Genomic DNA, 21,118 nt, shown 5'->3' on the forward strand with positions numbered 1-21,118 from the left:
CGCCGGTGCGAGTCGGTAAGGTGCACCGTCCCTGGGGTCGACGTGGCCTACGGCCTGACCGTCGCGGCTTCCGCTGTCTCGACCAGGGCCTCGAGCCAGTGTTGGTGCTGCCGTTCGATGCTCCGCTTCACTACCGGTCCCAGAAGCCGCGCGATGATTCCGCTTTGGACCTCTTCGGTCACAATGAGCGTGCCGCCGTCGGGGGTGGGCTGCAGATCCCAGCGGTGGTATCCGGAGGACCCGCGCCCGGCGCCCTCCCAGGCCAGCCGGCTGGACGGGGCGAACTCCCGGACTGTGCCGGCCACGCGGAGGCCGAAGGTGGTCCAGGTGAAGGTCGATGCGCTGGTCAGCAGTTGCCCTCCGCCATCAATGCTTACGTCGCGGGCATTGCGGTACCACCGGGGCCACGCGGCCGCTTCGATGAGCACCTGCCAAAGCAGTTCGGCAGGCAGGTGGGTGCGGATCTCGTTGTAGGCGTAAACCCGCGCCGTCGAGGGGTCGAAGGGTGCGGGCCAACTGTCGGTGGGCTTCATTTCTTGCTCTTGAACTGCAGGCGGAGGTAGGCATCGAAAAGTCCCGAGCCCAGGAACCGCCGGGACTGGACGATGGCTTTGGCGGCCGGGGTGACGGTATAGCGGGGCCGGGGCCGGCGGGACGTCACTGCGTGCTCAACCGCGCTGGCGACGGCGTCGGGTTCGGCAGCGAGGACCGGCGAGGCGTAGGAGGTGGCCATTTGCTCGTCCGCGGCAGCCCGCAGGGCCGCGTACGGTCCTGCCGCTTTGCCGGAGGCGGCCAGGGTCCGGGAGGCGGTGGCGCCAAAGCCGGTGCGGATCAGGCCCGGGGCGATCAAGGAGGTGTGGATGCCGAAGGGCGCGGTCTCGAAGCGGAGCGCGTCAGTGATGGCCTCCACGGCGTACTTAGTGGCGTGATAGTAGCCTCCGACGGGGAACGTGACCCGGCCTCCCATCGAACCGATGTTGACGATCCGCCCGGCCCCGGCGGCCCGCATCCCCGGCAGCACCAGCTGGATCATCCGGGAAAAGCCGAAAACGTTGGTCTCGAACTGCCGCCTGACCGCATCCAGCTCGGCTTCCTCGATCGTCCCGTACTCGCCGTAACCGGCATTGTTGATGAGGACTCCGACGCTGCCGTGCTGTTCCTCGACGGCGCCAACGGCCGCGGCCATCGATGCTTCGTCGGTGACGTCGAGCGCCAGGACTTTGGCTCCGGCACGCCCAAGATCGGCAATCGCCTCAGGCTGTCGCGCGGTGGCGTAGACGGTGAACCCGGGTTGGGCGAGCAGCCGTTCGGCTGTCGCGCGGCCAATGCCGGAGGAGGCTCCGGTGATCAGTACTGCTGTGGTCATGGTTGTTCCTTCGTAGGAGTGAGGCTGTTGAGACCGGTGACGAAGACTTCGACGCCCCGACGCAGACGCTCGGGCAGGGCGGCTGGATTGGAAACGCCCGCCTCCAGGCCGCGGGTGAAGGCCAGCAGGATCTCGGCGGCTTCCGGGGCGTCCGCCGCCGGGTAAGAGTCCTGAAGCGTCCGCGTCAGCAGACCGAGCATTGCCTCGTCGTAGCGTCCAAGCACGTCCGAACTCAGGCGTGTGTCGACGCCAAGGAGTTCTGCCGCATGTGCCGGGCTGTCCCGCCAGATCTGCATCACCAGGCCGAGCTTGGCCGACAGGATCCCTGCCAGCCGCGCCTCGGGGAGCCCTTCCATTTCCGCCGCGTGTTCGGAGGCGGCGAGGGCACCGGCCAGCAGGCGCTCGACCAGCGCCCGGAACACGTCTTCCTTGTTGCGGAAGTACTGGTACAGGGCCGCCCGGGACATGCCGGCTTCCTCCGCCAGGTCGTGCATTGTGGTCCGGCGGGCACCGTGGCGGGTGAAGCACACGTAGGCCGCGTCGATGATGGCGTCTGGACGGCTATTCATTCTGACAATATATGCATGAAATGTCAGAATGTAAACCGGCACGGAAGATGGCTCCCCTGCTCAAACCAACACACCGGGCTTAAAGCCAAGCACCGGCGCCCTGGGGGGCGCCGGTGCTGACTGTTCGCGGCCGAAGGAACTCTCGGCCAGCTACATGTGGACGTGCAACCGCCGTGCCGCTTCGGAGATGGAGCCGCTGAGCGACGGGTACACCGTGAAGGTGCTGGCGACGTCGTCGACGTGCAGTTTCTGCGTCACCGCGAGGGAGATCGCGAAGATCAGCTCGGAGGCGTTCGGCCCCACCACGACGCCGCCGATCACAGTGCCGGAGCCCTTGCGGGCGAAAATCTTGATGAAACCGTCCTTGTGGTTGCGCATCTTGGCGCGCGCGTTGCTGCGCAGCGAGAGCTTGACGACGTCGCCCTGGTATTTGCCGGAGTCGATCTCCGCCTCGGAGACGCCGACGTTGGCGATCTCCGGGGAGGTGAAGATGTTCGAGGCCACTTGGTGCAGCTTGAGCGGGGTGACGCTGTCGCCGAGGAAGTGCGCGATCGCGATGCGTCCCTGCATGGCCGCGACCGAAGCGAGGGCCAGCACGCCGGTGCAGTCGCCCGCGGCGTAGATGTTCGGCGCGGTGGTGCGCGAGACGCCGTCGACCTTGATGTGGCCGCTCTCGGTCAGCGCGACGCCGGCCTCCTCCAGGCCGATCCCGGCGGTGTTCGGAATGGAGCCGACGGCCACCAGGCAGTGGCTGCCGGTGACCTTGGAACCGTCGCCGAGGGTGACCACGACGCCGCCCTCCGTGCGCTCCACCGTCTCGGCGCGGGCCCGGGACAACACCTTCACGCCGCGGCGTTCGAAGACGCCTTCCAGCACCTCGGCCGCGTCCGTGTCCGAGCCGGGCAGCACCCGGTCGCGGGAAGAAATCAGGGTGACCTTGGAGCCAAGGCCGTTGTAGGCGGAGGCGAATTCGGCGCCGGTGACGCCCGAGCCCACCACGATCAGTTCCTCGGGCAGCTCGTCCATGTTGTAGATCTGTGCCCAGTTCAGGATGCGCTCGCCGTCCGGCCGGGCCGTGGGCAGTTCGCGCGGGTGGGCGCCGACGGCGAGCAGGATGGCGTCGGCCTCAATGGTCTCGGTGCCCTCGGAAGTGAGGACCTCGATCGTGTGGTTGTCCAGCATCTTGCCGGAGCCGAGCAGGATGCGGACGCCCTGGCCCTCCAGGCCCTTCTGGATGTCGGCGGACTGCTGCCGGGCGAGGCCCAGCAGGCGGTCGTTGATGTGCTTGAGGTCCGCACGCATCGTCGGGCTGCAGTCGCCGCCGTCGAGGTCGAACTTCACACCCAGCTCGCCGGCCTCCCCCACGCGGGTCATCAGGTCCGCCGTCGCGATCAAGGTCTTGGACGGCACGACGTCGGTCAGCACCGCCGATCCGCCGAGTCCGGCGCGCTCAATAATGGTGACCTGCGCTCCCAGCGATGCGGCGACCATGGCGGCTTCGTAGCCACCGGGCCCTCCGCCAAGAATTGCGATCCGGGGGGCACTGAAATCGGGATGCGTAGTCACAATCATCCATTGTCCATCATCCGGACCGGCGCCACCAATAAAGATGCTGTGCGGTGCGGCACGGGCACGGTAGCTTGTACCAGTGAGTAATACAGAATTCCTGAACACGGACCCCTTCGACGCCGCCCGCGCCGCCGCCGACTACATTGCCGAAGAGACCGGCGTCGACAGCCACGATGTCGCGCTGGTGCTTGGCTCGGGCTGGGGCGACGCCGCCGAACTGATCGGCGAGACCACCGCCACGCTCTCCGCGGACGAGGTCCCCGGCTTTTCCTCCCCCTCCGTGGTGGGCCACGTGGGCACCATCCGCTCGGTGCTGACCCGGGAAGGCAAGCGCGCCCTGGTCCTGGGCGCCCGCACGCACTACTACGAGGGCAAGGGCGTCCGCGCCGTCGTGCATGGCGTTCGCACCGCGGCCGCCGCCGGCTGCAAGACGCTGGTCCTCACCAACGGCTGCGGCGGCTTGAACGAGGACTGGGCGCCGGGCACCCCCGTGCTGATCAGCGACCACATCAACCTCACCGCCACGTCCCCCCTCGAGGGCGCTACCTTCGTGGACCTCACCGACCTGTACTCCTCGCGGATCCGCGGCCTGGCCCGTGAGGTAGATCCCAGCTTGGACGAAGGCGTCTACGCGCAGTTCACCGGCCCGCACTACGAGACCCCGGCCGAGGTGCAGTACGCCAAGCGGATCGGCGCGTCCCTGGTGGGCATGTCCACCGCGCTGGAGGCCATCGCCGGCCGCCATGCGGGCATGGAGGTCTTCGGCATCTCGCTGGTCACCAACCTTGCCGCCGGCATCAGCCCGGTGCCGCTGAGCCATGAGGAGGTCCTTGAGGCCGGCCAGGCCGCGGGTCCGCGCATCTCCAAGCTGCTCGCGGAGATCATCGCCAAGCTCTAAGCCGGCCCCTGCAGGCCGGGCGCGGACCGGGGCCCCTAAAGCCCCCAGCGCCCCTAGCCCAGGCCTGCGGTGAGACGGCGGACGGCCTTGTCGCGGCCGCCGGGAAGCCGACGCTCCATCGAGTCGGCGATCCCGGCGATGGTCTGCCGTGCCAGCGCCTGCCGCCAGGCCAGCTCCGCCTGCCGCATGGTCTGGGAGATCAGGCAGGTCCGGACGAAGTTCTCCTGCCGGTCAGCCTCCGGCATGTCGCCGAGGATGGCTTCACAGCGGAAGGCCGGCTCCTGCCCTTCCAGGGCCAGGACCACATCCAGCACGGTGATGTTCTCCGGCCTGCGCGCGAGGTGGAAGCCGCCGCGCGGGCCCGAGACCGAGGTCAGGATCCCGGCGCGGACCAGGGCCTGGAGCTGCTTGTTCAGGTACGCCGCGGGGAGCTTGTACAAGGCCGCGAGCCTGGCGCTGTTCACGGCCTCCCCCGGCGGCGTCCAGGCCATGTTGACGCACGAGTGCACGGCCCATTCCACCCCACGGCCCATTTTCATATTCCAGACGTTACGTGTCCGGAAAAATGGGTGTCAATGACCCGCCACTGCCTTCGCCGCAGTCTTGAGCCGATCCTTCGGAAGACCTGCGCCGAGCCGACCCTTCGCGGCAGCACCGGCCGGAAAACACTGCCGTGATGTGCCAGCCCGCGCGCCCCTGGCCGCCCGGGTGTGATGGAACTGTAAGCCCCGCCCGCGCTTGTCGGGGCGCGCCCGGCCCAGCTTTGACGCTAGTTTGGTACCCATGACGTCTTCCGATGCCGCACTGACCCGACTGTTGAGCGACGCCCGCACCTGGGCGGCCCAGGACCCGGATCCCGCGACCGCCGCCGCCCTGACCGAGCTGGTCCGCCTTACCGACGAGGGAGCAGCGGGAGCACGGCAGGAACTGGCGGACAGCTTCAGCGGCACGCTCCAGTTCGGCACCGCGGGTCTGCGGGCGGCCCTCGGCGCCGGGCCGAACCGGATGAACCGCGTCGTGGTGCGCCGCGCCGCCGCGGGCCTGGCGGCCTTCCTCGGCAGCGCTGTTGCGCAGGCAGCGCCGGGGACCCGGCCGCGCGCCGTCGTCGGCTACGACGCCCGCTACAACTCCGACATCTTCGCCGAAGAAACCGCCGCGATCTTCACCGCCGCCGGCATCGAAACGTTCCTGATGCCGGCCGCGCTGCCCACGCCGCTGCTCGCCTACGCGGTCCGCGCCCTGGACTGCGACGGCGGCGTGATGGTCACGGCAAGCCACAACCCGCCGCAGGACAACGGCTACAAGGTCTACCTTGGCCGCCACGCCGTCGAGGAGAGCGGACGCGGCGCCCAGATCGTGGCGCCCTACGATGCGCTGATCGCCGCGGAGATCGACGCCGTCGGCGCACTGGATTCGATTGCCCTGGCCGCCGGGGGCTGGACGGTGCTGGATCCCTCCATCGCCACCGACTACGAGGCCGCCGTCGCCGCCCTCGCCGTGCCGGAGCGCTTCCCGGCCCGCGAGCTGAAGATCGTCCTGACGCCCATGCACGGTGTGGGCGGCGAGACGGCCGTGGCGGTACTCAAAGCCGCGGGATTCACCGACGTCACGCTGGTGGCCGAGCAGGCCGAACCGGACCCCGACTTCCCCACCGTGAACTTCCCCAACCCCGAGGAGCCCGGCGCGCTGGACCTCGCGCTGGAAACCGCGGCCCGGGTGGACGCCGACATTGTGATCGCCAACGACCCCGACGCCGACCGCGCCGCGGTTGCCGCGAAGGACCCGGACACCGGCGCCTGGCGGATGCTGCGCGGGGACGAGGTGGGCGCCCTGCTGGGGGCACACGTCGTGGCCCGGCTGGCCGCCACCGACGGGGCCGCAGGGGGTGCCGCTGCCGGCGTCTTCGCCAATTCGATCGTGTCCTCCCGGCTGCTGGCCCGCATCGCCGCCGCCGCGGGCTACGCCCACGAGGAAACCCTCACCGGATTCAAGTGGATCGCCCGCGTGCCCGGCCTGCTCTACGGCTACGAGGAGGCGCTGGGCTACTGCGTCGCGCCGTCGCTGGTGCGGGACAAGGACGGCATTTCGGCCGCGGTGCTGATCGCCGAACTCGCCGCGGCCGCGAAGGCCGAGGGCAAGACGATCTTCGACACCCTGGACGAGCTGTACCTGGTGCACGGGCTGCACGCGAGCGACCAGCTCAGCATCCGGGTTGCGGACCTKGGCCTGCTGGACGCCATGATGAACCGGCTGCGGGTCAGCCCGCCGGACTCCTTCGGGGGCTCCGCCGTCGAGACCGCGGCGGACCTGGCCGAGGGCAGCGAACAGCTCCCGCCCACCGACGGACTGCTCTACCTGACGAAGGACGGTAGCCGCGTCATCATCCGCCCCAGCGGCACGGAACCGAAGCTCAAGTGCTACCTCGAGGTGATCCGCAGCGTCGGATCCGCCGCCGAATTGCCGCAGGCGCGCCTCGAAGCCCGTGCGGCCCTGGACGGCGTCCTGGCCGACGTGCGCGAGGCGCTCGGGCTCTAGAGCGCCACCTCGACGAAGCCGTCCGTCACCCGGACGGCGTACGTGCCCAGGCGCAGCTCGGGGGTGCCTAGGCACTCCCCTGTCCCGAGGTCGTAGACCTCCTTGTGCAGCGGCGAGGCCAGCGTGGGGCGCGCACCGCGGGAGCCGGTGATGCCGCGGGCCATGACATGGGCGCCGGTGGCAGGATCGGCGTGCTCGACGGCGAACACCTCACCGGCCGCGGTACGGATCAAGGCCACCTGGTGTCCGGCGATCAGCGCGGCCTCGCCCCAGCCGGGCTCCAGGTCTTCCACGGCGCACACCCGGTGCCAGCCGCTTTCGTCGGCGGTTCGCTCCACAAAGCTGCGGGCTGCGCTTTCCAGTACGGCAGTCATGTCGGCCCCTCTCAAAGTTTCCTGGCCACAGCTGCGGCCATGGCTCCACGCTAGGAGCGGGGTGTTTCAACGGCGTGCTGCCAATGTGTCCGGCCGGTAAAAGAGACCTCACGCAGCCCGAAACGCAGCCGTGATGCAGAAGTTAAGATCACGAAACAAAAGGGAAACTGAAGCGAAACTGCCGGTCCCTAGGCTGAACGGACCAGCCGATCGATGCCGCTGACAGCACAGGCCGATCGAAGCAGCTGGATCTAACCGTTGCAGAGCACCGCCTGCGGCCCAACGAAAGGCCACCCGTGACCGGACAGACCGCCAGCCCCGAAAACGAACGCTCCCGGACGGAATCCCGGCAGGTCCCCCGACGCGTCGTCGTCGCCGGCGGCGGACCCGCCGCGCACCGCTTCGCCGACGCCATGCACGCCCGCGGCCTCGACGGCTGGCAGGTCACCGTCCTCACCGAGGAAGCGCACCTCCCCTACGACCGCGTCGCGCTCAGCAAGGCGCTCACCGATGCGGACGTGGACCTCACCCTGGGCAGCGCCTCAATGTGGGACCACGACGCCCTCACGCTCAGGACCGGCGAGCGCGTCACCGGCATCGACACCGCCGCGAAAACCGTGGAAACCGCCGCGGGCACCGTCTACCCGTACGACGAACTGGTCGTCGCGACCGGCTCCGACGCCGCCCGCCTGCCCATCCCCGGCGCCGAACTCACCCACGTCTACCGCACCCTCGAGGACGTCCGGGCCATCAACCAGGCGATCGCGGAACTCACCGCCAAGCTGGGCCGGAAGGTCAACGCCGTCACGATCGGCGGCGGCCTGCTCGGCCTCGAATCCGCGGCCGGCACCGAACAGCTCGGCGCCGTGCCGATCGTCATCAACGGCTCCCCCTGGCTGATGAACACCCAGCTGGACGAGGGCGCCGGGCAGGCGCTCGGCCGACTGATCGAGGCCAAGGGCTTCACCGTCCACGGCGGCGTCTTCCCCGCCGAGGTCCTCTCCGACGACGACGGCCAGGTCACCGGCGTGCTGATGGCCGACGGCCGCACCGTGGAGGCCGACATTGTGATCGTCGCAATCGGCGTACGCCCCCGCGACGAACTGTTCCGGGCCGGCGAGGGCGCACAGCAGCAGTTCGAACTCGGCCCGCGCGGCGGCGTCGTGATCTCCGACGGCTGCCAGACCCAGGTGCCCGGCGTCTGGGCGATCGGCGAGGTCGCCAACTTCGGCGGCATGTGCCTGGGCCTGGTGGCCCCCGCCAACACCATGGCGGAGATCGTCGCGGACCGGCTGCACGGCGGCGGCGCGACCTTCCCGGGCTTCGACACCGCCACCAAGCTCAAGCTCTCCGGCGTCGACGTCGCCAGCTTCGGCGACGCCTTCGCCCGCACGGACCACGCCCTCGAAATCGTCTACGCGGACCCGGCCCGCGGCGTGTACCAGAAGATCGTCACCACCGACGACGCCAAGACCCTGCTGGGCGGCATCTTCGTCGGCGACGCGACCCCGTACACCTCGCTGCGCCCGATGCTCGGCCGCGAACTGGCCGCCGAACCCGGCGCCTACCTCACCGCGGCCGGCGGCGGCGAAGCCTTGGAGGCCAGCCTCCCGGACGACGCCATCCTGTGCTCCTGCAACAACGTGGCCGCCGGAGCCATCCGCGACGCCGTCAATGGCTGCGGCGCCTGCGAGGGCAACGCCCCGGTCCAGGACCTCGGCGACCTCAAGGGCTGCACCCGTGCCGGCACCCAGTGCGGCTCCTGCGTGCCGATGCTGAAGAAGCTGCTCGAAGGCGAACTTGCCAAGTCCGGCGTCGCCGTCTCCAAGGCCCTCTGCGAACACTTCGAACTCTCCCGGCAGGAACTCTTCGACGCCATCAAGGTCCTGGAACTGGCCTCCTTCGAGGACATCCTGGCCCGCTACGGCACCGGCACCGGCTGCGACATCTGCAAGCCCACCATCGCCAACATCCTCGCCAGCCAGCACAGCGCCTACGTGCTCGACGCCGGCCGCGGGACCCTGCAGGACACCAACGACCGCGCCCTGGCCAACATGCAAAAGGATGGCAGCTACTCGGTGGTTCCCCGGATCGCGGGCGGCGAGATCACCCCGAAGAAGCTCGGCGTGATCGCCGCCGTCGCCGAGAAGTACGGCCTCTACACCAAGATCACCGGCGGCCAGCGGATCGACATGTTCGGCGCCCGGCTGGAACAGCTCCCGGACATCTGGAAGGAACTCGTGGACGCGGGTTTCGAGTCCGGCCAGGCCTACGGCAAGTCGCTGCGCACCGTGAAGTCCTGCGTCGGGTCCACTTGGTGCCGCTTCGGCGTCCAGGACGCCGTCGCCCTCGCGATCACGCTGGAGCTGCGCTACCGCGGACTGCGCAGCCCGCACAAGCTGAAGATGGGCGTCTCCGGCTGCGCCCGCGAATGCGCCGAGGCCCGCGGCAAGGACGTCGGCGTGATCGCCACGGACAAGGGCTGGAACCTCTACGTGGGCGGCAACGGCGGCTTCCAGCCGGCGCACGCCCAGCTCCTTGCGCAGGACCTGGACGAGGAGACCCTGCTGAAGTACATCGACCGCTACCTGATGTACTACATCCGCACCGCGGACCGGCTGCAGCGCACCGCGCGCTGGCAGGAAGAGCTCGACGGCGGCCTGAAGCACGTCGAGGACGTGGTGGTGCGCGACTCGCTCGGCATCGCCGCGGACCTTGAGGCAGCCATGGCCAAGCACGTGGACACCTACCAGGACGAGTGGGCCGAGACGCTCAAGGATCCTGAACGGCTGCGCCGCTTCCGCTCCTTCGTCAACGCCCCGGACCAAAAGGACGACTCGATCTCCTTCGTCCCGGAGCGCGGCCAGATGCGCCCCGCCACCGCGGAGGAGAAGGCGCAGGCCGGGCAGCAGCCGGTGCTGATCGCCGCCAGCATCCCGGTCCGTCCCGCCGACGCCGACAGCGGCCCCGCAACTGCCGGCCCCGCCGTCTCGTCTGCCCCTACCGAAAGCCAGGCCTAACATGCAGCTCAGCATCGATCTCAGCGGCCGCGAAGTCCTCGTCACCGGTGCGGACACCGCCGCCCGCCAGGCCGTCCGGCGCTACCAGGCGGCCGGGGCCGTGGTGTCCCGGCTCAGCCGCCCGGACGGCGGAGCGCACGACGGCGCGCTGCCGGAGCGGCCCTTTCTGGTCGCCGCGGTCGACGACGGCCAGCCGGGCTGGGCGGCCCTGCTGGAGCGCTGCCACGAGACCGGCATCCCGGTCGCGGCAGAGCCCGCCGCCGGCCCCGCCGGCCATGTCACCCTGGTGGGCGGCGGACCCGGGACCACTGAATTGCTGACCGTGGCGGCCGTCCAGGCGCTGCGGGACGCCGACGTCGTGTTCTATGACCGGCTCGCCCCCTACCAGGAACTGCCCGCACTGACGACGGCGGAGCTCGTGGATGTGGGCAAGCGGCCCGGCCACCACCCCGTCAGCCAGTCCGGCATTGAGGAACTCATGGTCGACGCAGCCCTGGCCGGGAAGAACGTGGTCCGGCTCAAGGGCGGGGACCCGTACGTCTTCGGCCGGGGCGGCGAGGAAGTGGCCGCCTGCGTGAAGGCGGGCGTGCCCGTGCGGGTGGTCTCCGGGGTCACCAGCGCCATCTCCGTCCCCGCCGCGGCCGGGATCCCGGTCACGCACCGCGAGGTCAGCCACATGTTCACCGTGGTTTCCGGACACGCCCCGCTGACCGAGAAGGAACACACGCACTTGGCCGGGCTGGGCGGCACCATCGTGGTGCTGATGGGCATTGGCACCCTGCACCAGCTGGCCGCGGGACTGCGGCGCGCCGGGATGCGCGCGGACATGCCGATGGCCGTCGTCGAACGCGGCTACCGCCCGGGCCAGCGGACCACCATCGCCGAACTGGGCAGCATTACGACGGCGGCCGCGGACTGCAGCAACCCCGCCGTGCTGGTGATCGGCGAGGTGGTGAGGGTGGCCGAGGCCAACCGCGGCTGTGCCGAAGCCGAAGCCGAACTGGACCGCCTCGCCGCGTCCCTGATGGGAGCGTGAGCGCCGTGAGCGCGCTGGAGGCCATTGCCGCCGCCGGCCCGGGAGCGCAGGCCGCCGGAGCACCCTCGCCCGGGGCACCCGCCACAGATGAAGCGCCGGAGAAGGCTGAGCTGCCGCTGGAGGGCTTCAGGATCGGGGTCACCTCGCACCGCCGTTCCCAGGACCTGATCGAGGCCCTGGAACGGCGCGGCGCGGAGGTGCTGCACGCCCCGGCGCTGAAGATCGCCCCGGTCCAGGAAGACCTGCGGCTGATCGAGGACACCCGCGCCATCATCGAGGCCCGGCCGGAGCTCTGCATCGCCACCACCGCCTACGGCATGCGCCGCTGGTGCGAGGCGGCGGACACCTTCGGCATCGGCGAACAGCTGCTGGAAACCCTCGGCGCCACCCGGATGTTCGTCCGCGGCCCCAAGGCCCGCGGCGCCGTCCGCGCGGCCGGCCTGGCCGACGTCGGGATCAGCAGCGACGAGACCACCTCCACCCTGGTGGACATGCTGCTGGCCGAGGGGGTGCGGGGCAAGACCGTCGCCGTGCAGCTGCACGGCTACACCGATGTCCGGCAGCTGGAGCGGCTGCGGATGTCCGGCGCCAACGTCATGACCGTCACTCCGTACCGCTGGGTCAAGCCCGACGGCGCGGACCGGCTGCCGAAACTGATCGAGGCGGCGTGCGGCGGCAACCTGGACGTGCTGACCTTCACAAGCGCCCCCGCCGTCGATGCGCTGTGGAGCACGGCGCACGAGATGGGCCTCTACAAACAGCTTGTGGAGAGCCTGAAGACCACGGTGGCCACCGCCGTCGTCGGGCCCATCACCGCCCAGCCGCTGCTCGACGCCGGGGTGCAGCCGCTGATCCCGGAACGGTTTCGGATGGGCGCCCTGATCCGGCTGGTCGTGGAACACCTGGCCCTGAACCATGTACGACGGCTGGCTACCGCCTCGGGCGCGGTGGAGCTGCGCGGCAGGTCGCTGCGGATCGACGGCGAGGCCGTGGAGCTGGCCCCGGCGCCGCTCTTGTTGCTGCGGGCGCTGCTGGGTGCCGGTGGGGCCGTGCTGTCCCGCGACGCGCTCTCCGAACTGCTGGAGCTGCGCGGATCGGTCCACGCCCTGGACATGACCGTCAGCAGGCTCCGCTCCGCGCTGCCGGACGGCAGCCTGGTGGAGACGGTGGTCAAGCGCGGCTACCGGATCCGGGTGTGACCCACGGCATTACCAGCTGGTAACAACTGGCGAACGAACCGCGAAAATACTGCAACACCGCGGAAACCTCCGCGAAAAGCCGGCCCCCTACGCTGGGGAACATCAAGAACACGGGCCACATCCGGCCCACCAGCGAAAGGGCCAGCACATGTCCGTTACGGAAGCGTCCGCCATCTCCACCGTGTCCGCCACCGCCCAGACCCGGCCGCGGATCGTCGTCGCCGGGGCCGGCCCGGCCGCCCAGGCGCTGGTCCGCCAGCTCACGCGCACCCCTTTCGCCGGCGGCATCACCGTGCTCAGCAGCCGCGACGATGCCCCGGAGGAGCTGCTGGAACTCGCCGCCCTGCCCCAGGTCTCGGTCCGCTTCGGGCAGCCTGCCAGCTTCATCGACGCGGCGGAGCGGCGGGTCACCACCGCGGACGGCCTCGAGTTCAGCTACGACCAGCTGGTAATCGCCACCAGTTCGACGCCGGCCCTCGCGCCGATCGAGGGTGCGGGCCGCTGCCTCAGCTACTCCACGATTGATGACGCCACCCGCCTGGGCGACGCCGTCAAGGACGTCACCCGGGTCCTGGGCCGCAGGCCGCTGGGCATCCTGGTGGGCACCGGCACCGCCGCGGGCCAGGCCGAGGCGGTGCTCCGGGCGCGCGGCGTCCGGCCCGTCCGCACCACGCTGCGCCCGTCCGCCGTCGTCCCCACCCTCGCCGGCTCCGCGCTGCCCGCCGCCGGGATCGTGTTCGACGACGGCTCCAGCATGAGCGGGGACCTCGTAGTCCTCGCCGAAGAGCGCGTTTCCCGCGACAGCCTCGCCCGCACCGCCGGCCTGGCCACCGCGCCGCAGGGCGGCATCGTGGTGGGCACGGACTACCGCACCTCCGTGCCGGGGATCTGGGCCATCGGCGACGCGGCGGCGTACGACGGCGTACGGCTGGGCCTGCTGGTCGCCGCCGGTTCCGCCGCCGGCGTCTGCGCCGCGGCGCTACTTCAGGCGTCCCTCTCAGAGCCCCTCGCGCAGGCGGCGTAGGCCCGACGCCGGCCGGGTGGCGTTATGGCAAGATGGTGCACTGAGAAGCCACGACACACGCCGTGTCAGCACGCCGGACCGGGCATGAACCAGGTCCGCCAGGAAAGGGACCATCATGAGCAACGAAGCCAACACGGCCACCGACGCCGCCGGCACCGACAACCAGGGCGCTGCGGGCAACATTGCCTCGTACATCGACCACACCCTGCTCAAGCCGGAGGCCAGTGAGGCCGAGGTCCTGAAGGTCTGCGCCGAGGCGGCCGAGTACCACTTCAAGTCCGTCTGCGTGAACCCCATCTGGGTCAAGACCGTCAAGACCGCGCTCAGGGGTACCGGCGTGCTGAGCTGCTCCGTGATCGGCTTCCCGCTGGGCGCCACCCCCAGCGACGTCAAGGCCTTCGAAGCCCGCGGCGCGGTGCTCGACGGCGCCGACGAGATCGACATGGTGATCAACATCGCCGCGGCACGGGCAAACGACAAAGGCGCCCTGGTGGATGACATCCGCGCCGTCGCCGAGGCCGTCCACTCCGGCGGCGCCATCCTGAAGGTCATCATCGAGACCGCACTGCTCGACGACGCCCAGAAGGTCCTCGCCTGCGAGGCCGCCGTCGAGGCCGGCGCGGACTTCGTGAAGACCTCCACCGGATTCAACGGCGGCGGAGCCACGGCCGAGGACGTCGCCCTGATGCGCCGCACCGTGGGTCCGGGGCTCGGTGTCAAGGCCTCGGGCGGCGTGCGTTCGCTCGCCGACGCGCAGGCTATGATTGCTGCAGGTGCAACACGTATTGGCGCCAGCTCCGGCATCGCGATCGTCAAGGGCGAACAGGGTTCGTCCGCGTACTGACCGTGCACCGGTCACAGCCGCTGCCGCCACAGTTTTTGAGCCCCGCGGGGCCGAGGAGGAACGAATGTCCAGCAACACCACCAAGACCCAGCGCGGCGAAAACAGCCTGGCATCCAGCGTCGTGCTGTTTGTCCTGATGATGGCCCTGTTCTTCGGCGCCCTGTATTCGCTGTCCTTCCTCAGCCTGGGCAACCCCTGGCCGATGGCCGCCTGCCTCATCCTGTTCGCCCTGGCATTCTGGATCCCGCAGACCATCACGGGCCGCTCCGACTCCGCAGGCGAGAGCTAACCACGCTTCGAACTGAAGCCCCGGTTTTCCGGGGCTTCAGTTGTTTAAGCGGCCGGTCCGGACAAGCGCGGCGGATGCGGGCTAAGGCACCCGGGATCCGGGCCGCGCACGTCCGGAACCGCAGCGGAAAAGCGCGGCGGCCCTAGCCGCCGACGACGGCCAGCAGGCGGCTGACCAGCGCGGTCCCCAGCGCGAGGGCGGCCGGGAAGTGCCCCTTGGCCAGGGCAAGCACGGCGGAGAACATCCCGACCATGGCGTACGCGCTGACCGGGATCAGCACGAACCATTCGCGCCGCGAGCCGGCCCGGCCCAGCAGCGGGATGGAAAATGCCCCGTTGGCCTTCCAGACGTCCTTGACCAACGGCAGCCTGCGCAGGAACTTCGGCGGCTTGACCACCAACGGCCAGAGCAGAGGCACTCCCCCGGTGGTGATCATGTCGCCCACGATGTGCACCAGGACGCCGGTGAGCATCGACACCGGCAGCCAGGACCACTGGTGCGGCGCGAACCAGGTCACCAGGCCCGCCATGGTCAGGGCGAAGATCCAGTTGCTGATCCAGCCGTACTTGGGAAACAGCTTCAGCGCCTTTGCGGCAATGTTGATCATGAACATGCACAGCAGCCCTGCGCCCACGGAGAGCAGCCCCCAGTCCGTCTGCAGCTGGGCCTGCCCGGCCATGACCGCGAGCAACACGAAGAACGCGGCGCCGAGGACCGAGTGGGTGCCCTGGCGGTGGCCGCCGGAGGCATTCTCGATCCCCACGGCGATCATGTTCGAGAGCGGCGGCAGGGCATGCGCCACCGTGCTGGAGCGGTGGTCCCAGTCGCAGACCAGCGCAGTCCCGGCCGTTGCCATCCCGCCGATCACGATGCCGGTTGCATCCAGCGGATACCAGCCCAGCGCGTAGGGCCCGGTCGAGGCAATAGCCACCCACGCCGCGGCCCCGGACGCGGCGTGGTGTCCTCCCATCACGGTTTAGCCCACCGAGAGCGGGACGTCGGAGAAGATCGCCTCGATCACGCCGTTGGCCCAGGCCAGGATCTCGGCATCCTGCAGGTCGCGGCCGCCGATCCGGGCCGTCTTGGGCTTGGGGATCAGCACCGCGTCCAAAGCCGGTTTCGCCTGCGAGCCGGGGTACATCCGGGCCAGCCGCATCAGCTTGGACTCCGGCAGCTGGGCCGGCGAGAACTTGATGAAGTTGCCCTGCAGGGCGACGTCAGTGAGGCCGGCCTCGCGCGCCCCGACCCGGAACCGGGCCACCGCGACGAGGTTCTTCGCCGGCAGCGGCAGCTCCCCGTAGCGGTCCACGAGCTCGGCCTCGACCTCCTCGATCGCCTCGTTGCTCAGTGCCGCGGCCAGCTTCCGGTAGGCCTCGAGGCGCAACCGCTCACCGGGTACGTAGTCGTGCGGCAGGTGCGCGTTGACCGGCAGCTCGATCTTCATCTCCGCGGCCTTCTCCTCGGCCTCGCCCCGGTAGTCCGCCACGGCCTCGCCGACCAGCCGGATGTAGAGGTCGAAGCCGACGCCCTGGATGTGGCCGGACTGCTCGCCGCCAAGCAGGTTGCCGGCGCCGCGGATCTCGAGGTCCTTCATGGCCAGCTGCATGCCGGCGCCGAGTTCGTTGTGCGTCGCTACGGCCTTGAGCCGTTCCAGCGCCACCTCGCCCAGCGGCTTTTCGGAGGGGTAGAGGAAGTAGGCGTAGGCCCGTTCCCGGCCGCGGCCCACGCGCCCGCGCAGCTGGTGCAGCTGGGAGAGCCCGTACTTGTCCGCGCCGTCGACAATCAGGGTGTTGGCGTTGGAGATGTCCAGCCCGGTCTCGATGATGGTGGTGCAGACCAGGACGTCGAAGCGCTTCTCCCAGAAGTCCACGATGATCTGTTCCAGCCGGCTTTCGGACATCTTGCCGTGCGCCACCTCGACGCGGGCTTCCGGGACCAGTTCGCGGATCTTCGCGGCGGTGCGTTCGATCGTGGAAACCCGGTTATGCACGAAGAAGACCTGTCCTTCGCGCATCAGCTCGCGGCGGATCGCGGCCGACGTCTGCTTATCCGTGTACGGGCCGACGTAGGTGAGCACGGGGTGCCGCTCCTCCGGCGGGGTCGCCAGCGTGGACGTTTCGCGGATGCCGGTCAGCGACATCTCCAGGGTGCGCGGGATGGGGGTGGCGCTCATGGCCAGGACGTCCACGTTGGTGCGCATCTTCTTCAGCGCTTCCTTGTGTTCGACGCCGAAGCGCTGCTCCTCGTCCACGATCACGAGGCCAAGGTCCTTGAACGCGAAGTCCTTGGACAGCAGCCGGTGCGTGCCAATCACGACGTCCACCGAGCCGTTCTTCACTCCCTCGGCCGTTTCCTTGGCCTCCTTGGCGCCCTGGAAGCGGGACAGCGGCTTGACCCGCAGCGGGAAGCCGGAGAAGCGCTCGGTGAAGGTCTCGTAGTGCTGCTGCGCCAGCAGCGTGGTGGGCACCAGCACGGCCACCTGCTTGCCGTCCTGGACCGCCTTGAACGCCGCCCGGACGGCAATCTCGGTCTTGCCGTAGCCGACGTCGCCGGAGACCAGGCGGTCCATCGGGATCTCCCGTTCCATGTCCGCCTTGACCTCGTTGATGGTGGTCAGCTGATCCGGGGTCTCCACGTAGGGGAAGGCCTCCTCGAGTTCGCGCTGCCACGGGGTGTCGGGGCCGAAGGCGTGGCCGCGGGAGGCCATCCGGGCCGAGTACAGCCGGATCAGTTCGCCGGCGATCTCCTTGACGGCCTTGCGCGCCTTGGACTTGGTGCTGGCCCAGTCCGAGCCGCCCATCTTGCTCAGCACCGGGGTGTCGCCGCCGACGTAGCGGGTGACCTGGTCCAGCTGGTCGGTGGGGACGAAGAGCCGGTCACCCGGGGCACCACGCTTGGAGGGCGCGTATTCGAGCACCAGGTATTCGCGCACGCCGTCTCCACCGCCCGCGACCTTGCGCTGGATCAGCTCCACGAACCGGCCGATGCCGTGCTGTTCGTGCACCACGAAGTCGCCGGCCAGCAGTTGCAGCGGGTCCACGGCGTTGCGCCGCTTGGACGGCATCCGGCGCATGTCCTTGGTGGACCCGGCGGAGGTGCGGCCCAGCAGGTCGGCCTCGGTCAGCAGGGCCACCTTGAGCCGGTCAAGGACGAAGCCGCGGCCGACGGCGGCGGTGGTCACCTCGATCAGGCCGGGCTGCGGGTCGGCGTCGAGGGTGTCCACCCGGGCGCACGGGATGTCGTTGTCGTGGAACAGTTCGGCGAGGCGCTGCGCCGGGCCGGGGCCCTCGGTGGCGACGACGATCCGCCACTGTTCCCGCACGTGCGAACCGATGAAGTCCATCATCTCGGCCACGTCGCCCTGGTAGCCGCGGGGTTCGCGGGCGTGCAGGTTCAGCACGTCGATCTCCGGCAGCAGTTCCTCGTCGCTGGCGAGCGAGGTGATGGACCACCAGGAGACTCCGTGCGCGAGGGCTGTGCTGCGGGTCTCGCCCAGCGAGCGGAAGCTCGCCGAGTGCAGGGCCTCCGAGGCCGCGGAGCTCAAATCCAGCGGGGCGGTCCCGCCGTCGGAGGCCGTGGACCAGGCTGCCTCGAGGAACTCCTCGTTGGTGGCGGCGAGGTCGTGGGCGCGGGTGCGGACCTTTTCGGGTTCAATCACCACCGAGATGGAGCCCTCCGGGAACTGGTCCAGGAAGGGCACCATGGAATCGACCAGCACCGGGGCCAGGGATTCCATTCCCTCGACGGCGATGCCGCCGGCGATCTTTTCCAGCATGTCCGCCGCGGCCGGCAGCTGGGACTTCAGCGTCGCGGCCCGGGACATCACCGAGGGCGTGATCAGGATTTCGCGGCAGGGCGGGGCGTGCAGTTCGGTGGGGTGGTGCACGCCCGGCGCGGTTAGCGAGCGCTGGTCGGCGACGGCGAACCAGCGCATCTGCTCGACCTCGTCGCCGAAGAATTCCACCCGGATCGGGTGGTCCTCGGTGGGCGGGAAAACGTCCAGCATGCCGCCGCGGACCGCGAATTCACCGCGCCGGGTGACCATGTCCACCCGGGCGTAGGCGGCGTCGGCGAGGTTCTTCACGACGTCGCCGAACGGGACCTCCTGGCCGAGCTTGAGGGTCACCGGGACCAGCTCGCCGAGCCCGGCCACGATCGGCTGCACCACGGCCCGGACCGGGGCGACGACGACGCGCAGGGCGCCCCCGGCCTCGGGGTGCGCGAGGCGGCGGAGCACGGAGAGCCGGCGGCCGACGGTGTCCGAGCGCGGCGAGAGCCGCTCGTGCGGCAGGGTCTCCCAGCTGGGGAATTCCGCGACCGTGCCGGCCGGCAGGAAGGCGCCCAGCGCGGCGGCAAGGTCTTCGGCCTCGCGGCCGGTGGCGGTGACGGCCAGCACCACCGGGGCGGCGGCGCCGTCGGCAGCCCCGCCGTCGGACGCGAGGCCGTCGGCCATCTCCGCGAGCAGCGCAGCGCGCAGCCCGGCGGGGGCGCTGATCTGGTAGTCCTCGCTGCGGGCCGTGAACGGCCGGGACGCTTCGGCCTGCACCCGGGCAAAGGACGTGTCCTCGGCGAGGACACGCCGCAGACCGGTGAGAGAAGGGCCGTTGAGGCTCATGGCGGGAACTCCTGGGGTGATCACGGGCATGCAGGCAACACGAATACCCGAAATTCGCAAGAATCCCGGGTACTTCCAGCCTACCGCGACCCGGAGGCGGGCCGGCACCCGGGACTAAGCTGGCAGGATGGGGATCCGGCCGTCCAGGCTGCAGTCCAGCGCGGCCGGCGCTCCGAATGGCTTATATCCGCAATGATGAAGGAGCCACCCATGAACGGCACCCCCAACGCCACGAACCCGAAGACCGTGCTCGTGACCGGCGCCACCGGTTACATCGGCGGCCGGCTGGTCCCCCGGCTGCTTGAGGCCGGCCACCGGGTGAAGGTCCTGGTCCGCACCCCGGCCAAAATCGCTGGCGTCCCCTGGCTGGACCAGGTCGAGGTGGTCCAGAGCAGCCTCGACGACGGCGCGGCGCTGCAGGAGGCGCTGGCCGGCGTCGACGTGCTCTACTACCTGGTCCACTCGATGGCCGGCGGCGCCGGGTTCGAGGCGAAGGAAAAGGCGATGGCCGAGACGGCGGCGCAGGCGGCCGCGGGGGCCGGCGTGGACCGGATCGTCTACCTCGGCGGGCTGCACCCCTCCGGCGCCGAGCTCTCCACCCACATGCGCTCCCGCGAGGCCGTGGGCAAGGTCTTCCTCGACGGCCCGGTGGACGCGGTCGTGTTCCAGGCCGGCGTGGTGATCGGCTCCGGCTCGGCCTCCTTCGAAATGATCCGGCACCTGTCCGAGACCCTGCCGGTGATGCCCGCCCCCAGCTGGGTACGGAACAAGATCGAGGCCATCGCGGTGCGGGACGTGCTGTACTACCTTGTCGGTGCGGCGTCGCTGGAGGGCAAGATCAACCGCACCTTCGACATCGGCTCACGGCAGGTGCTCAGCTACGCCGGGATGATGCAGGAGTACGCGGCGGAGGCCGGACTCCCGCACCGGGTGGTGCTTGCCCTTCCCATCCCCGCGCCCAAGCTCGCGGGCATGTGGGTCGCGCTGACCACGCCGATCCCGCTGTCCATGTCGCTGCCCCTGGTGGAGTCGCTGCAGCACGACGCCGTCTCCCGGGAGCATGACATCGACTCCTACATCCCGCTGCCCGAGGGCGGCCTCACCCCCTACCGGCGGGCCGTCGCCCTGGCGCTGGGCAAGGAACGGGACGGCCAGGTGGAGACCACCTGGGCCAGCGCCGGAGCCGACGCCGATCCGCTGCCGAGCGATCCGGAGTGGGCCGGCCACCGCGTCTACCTCGACGAGCGCAGCTACTCCAGTGCGGTGGACCCGAAACACGTCTGGACCATCATCGAAGGCATCGGCGGCCGCAACGGCTGGTACTCGCTGCCGCTGGCCTGGAGCGTACGCGGATGGCTGGACAAGCTCACCGGCGGCGCGGGCCTGGCGCGCGGCCGGCGGCACCCGCACCTGCTGGCCGAAGGCGAGGTGGTGGACTGGTGGCGGGTCGAGCGGATCGACCGCGGCCGGCTGCTCCGGCTGCGGGCCGAGATGCGGGCACCCGGCCGGGCTTGGCTGGAACTTTCGGTCGAACCCGAGGGCACCGGCAGCCGCTACCGGCAACGGGCCATCTTCTTCCCGAAGGGCCTCAGCGGCAAGCTCTACTGGCTCGCGGTCCTGCCGTTCCACAGCCTCATTTTCCCCGCGATGTCGCGGAATATCGCGGCAGCGGCGCAGCGCCTCGCAGAGACGGAGCCAGCCGCCGAATCGGAACCGGCGGGGCCCACCGCGTAGGATGTTGGGAGCCCGAAACGTCCAGCCCCACCCCATGGAGGACCCC

General features: G+C 70.1%; 17 protein-coding genes. 9 read left to right on the forward strand and 8 right to left on the reverse strand.

The window, feature by feature from the left end; genetic code table 11:
* Positions 1-47: 47 nt before the first annotated feature.
* From AC1DBD_RS11465 to AC1DBD_RS11480, 4 genes are all read right to left on the reverse strand, one after another.
* Positions 48-533, reverse strand: a complete 486-nt coding sequence (locus AC1DBD_RS11465; RefSeq protein WP_476982140.1) for an SRPBCC domain-containing protein — start codon at positions 531-533, stop codon at positions 48-50.
* Positions 530-1,366 carry an oxidoreductase gene (locus AC1DBD_RS11470; protein ID WP_476982141.1) on the reverse strand — a complete coding sequence of 279 codons (837 nt, stop codon included), beginning with the start codon at positions 1,364-1,366 and terminating at the stop codon, positions 530-532. Before AC1DBD_RS11470 ends, AC1DBD_RS11465 begins: the two co-directional genes overlap by 4 nt.
* A complete protein-coding gene (locus tag AC1DBD_RS11475; protein ID WP_476982142.1) occupies positions 1,363-1,935 on the reverse strand; it encodes a TetR/AcrR family transcriptional regulator in 573 nt (190 codons plus the stop codon). The genes AC1DBD_RS11470 and AC1DBD_RS11475 overlap by 4 nt, the downstream gene beginning before the upstream one ends.
* A gap of 150 nt (positions 1,936-2,085) precedes the next feature.
* Positions 2,086-3,501 (reverse strand): NAD(P)H-quinone dehydrogenase, encoded by a 1,416-nt coding sequence (locus AC1DBD_RS11480; RefSeq protein ID WP_441418426.1) that lies wholly within the window; start codon positions 3,499-3,501, stop codon positions 2,086-2,088.
* An 82-nt stretch (positions 3,502-3,583) separates the two neighbouring features.
* Between AC1DBD_RS11480 and AC1DBD_RS11485 the strand changes: the two genes are divergently transcribed.
* Positions 3,584-4,402, forward strand: a complete 819-nt coding sequence (locus tag AC1DBD_RS11485) for a purine-nucleoside phosphorylase (protein WP_476893217.1) — start codon at positions 3,584-3,586, stop codon at positions 4,400-4,402.
* A gap of 53 nt (positions 4,403-4,455) precedes the next feature.
* Here AC1DBD_RS11485 and AC1DBD_RS11490 read toward each other — a convergent pair whose 3' ends face one another.
* The gene (locus tag AC1DBD_RS11490; RefSeq protein WP_441418428.1) at positions 4,456-4,941 is read right to left on the reverse strand and encodes an RrF2 family transcriptional regulator; all 486 of its coding nucleotides are present in this window, start codon (positions 4,939-4,941) and stop codon (positions 4,456-4,458) included.
* Between the two features lie 244 nt (positions 4,942-5,185).
* Here AC1DBD_RS11490 and AC1DBD_RS11495 point away from each other — a divergent pair, with 244 nt between their 5' ends.
* A complete protein-coding gene (locus tag AC1DBD_RS11495; protein WP_476982143.1) occupies positions 5,186-6,937 on the forward strand; it encodes a phospho-sugar mutase in 1,752 nt (583 codons plus the stop codon).
* Here AC1DBD_RS11495 and nirD read toward each other — a convergent pair.
* Entirely contained in the window at positions 6,934-7,311 is a 378-nt protein-coding gene (gene nirD / locus AC1DBD_RS11500; RefSeq protein WP_441418430.1) for a nitrite reductase small subunit NirD, read from the reverse strand. The genes AC1DBD_RS11495 and nirD overlap by 4 nt on opposite strands.
* 296 nt (positions 7,312-7,607) lie before the next feature.
* Between nirD and nirB the strand changes: the two genes are divergently transcribed.
* The 6 genes from nirB (at position 7,608) to AC1DBD_RS11530 (ending at position 14,723) form a co-directional block, all read left to right on the forward strand.
* Positions 7,608-10,331: a nitrite reductase large subunit NirB gene (gene nirB, locus AC1DBD_RS11505; protein WP_476917810.1), complete on the forward strand. Its 2,724-nt coding sequence runs from the start codon at positions 7,608-7,610 to the stop codon at positions 10,329-10,331.
* A 1-nt stretch (position 10,332) separates the two neighbouring features.
* On the forward strand, positions 10,333-11,367 hold the full coding sequence (gene cobA / locus AC1DBD_RS11510) for a uroporphyrinogen-III C-methyltransferase (protein WP_476982144.1): 1,035 nt from the start codon (positions 10,333-10,335) through the stop codon (positions 11,365-11,367).
* A 110-nt stretch (positions 11,368-11,477) separates the two neighbouring features.
* Positions 11,478-12,566, forward strand: a complete 1,089-nt coding sequence (locus tag AC1DBD_RS11515; RefSeq protein ID WP_476893289.1) for a uroporphyrinogen-III synthase — start codon at positions 11,478-11,480, stop codon at positions 12,564-12,566.
* A gap of 148 nt (positions 12,567-12,714) precedes the next feature.
* Positions 12,715-13,590: an FAD-dependent oxidoreductase gene (locus AC1DBD_RS11520; RefSeq protein ID WP_476982145.1), complete on the forward strand. Its 876-nt coding sequence runs from the start codon at positions 12,715-12,717 to the stop codon at positions 13,588-13,590.
* A gap of 115 nt (positions 13,591-13,705) precedes the next feature.
* Positions 13,706-14,434, forward strand: a complete 729-nt coding sequence (gene deoC, locus AC1DBD_RS11525) for a deoxyribose-phosphate aldolase (RefSeq protein ID WP_476982146.1) — start codon at positions 13,706-13,708, stop codon at positions 14,432-14,434.
* A gap of 64 nt (positions 14,435-14,498) precedes the next feature.
* On the forward strand, positions 14,499-14,723 hold the full coding sequence (locus AC1DBD_RS11530) for a hypothetical protein (RefSeq protein ID WP_175322755.1): 225 nt from the start codon (positions 14,499-14,501) through the stop codon (positions 14,721-14,723).
* Between the two features lie 142 nt (positions 14,724-14,865).
* Here the strand turns inward: AC1DBD_RS11530 and AC1DBD_RS11535 are convergent, their stop codons facing one another.
* Positions 14,866-15,693 carry a metal-dependent hydrolase gene (locus AC1DBD_RS11535; RefSeq protein WP_476982147.1) on the reverse strand — a complete coding sequence of 276 codons (828 nt, stop codon included), beginning with the start codon at positions 15,691-15,693 and terminating at the stop codon, positions 14,866-14,868.
* Positions 15,694-15,699: 6 nt separating this feature from the next.
* Positions 15,700-19,338 carry a transcription-repair coupling factor gene (gene mfd / locus AC1DBD_RS11540; RefSeq protein ID WP_476982148.1) on the reverse strand — a complete coding sequence of 1,213 codons (3,639 nt, stop codon included), beginning with the start codon at positions 19,336-19,338 and terminating at the stop codon, positions 15,700-15,702.
* Between the two features lie 210 nt (positions 19,339-19,548).
* On the opposite strand from mfd, the gene AC1DBD_RS11545 reads away from it, so the two are divergent.
* A complete protein-coding gene (locus AC1DBD_RS11545) occupies positions 19,549-21,072 on the forward strand; it encodes an SDR family oxidoreductase (protein ID WP_476909335.1) in 1,524 nt (507 codons plus the stop codon).
* Positions 21,073-21,118: the final 46 nt, after the last annotated feature.

It is taken from the genome of Arthrobacter sp. 10T419 (assembly GCF_056394105.1).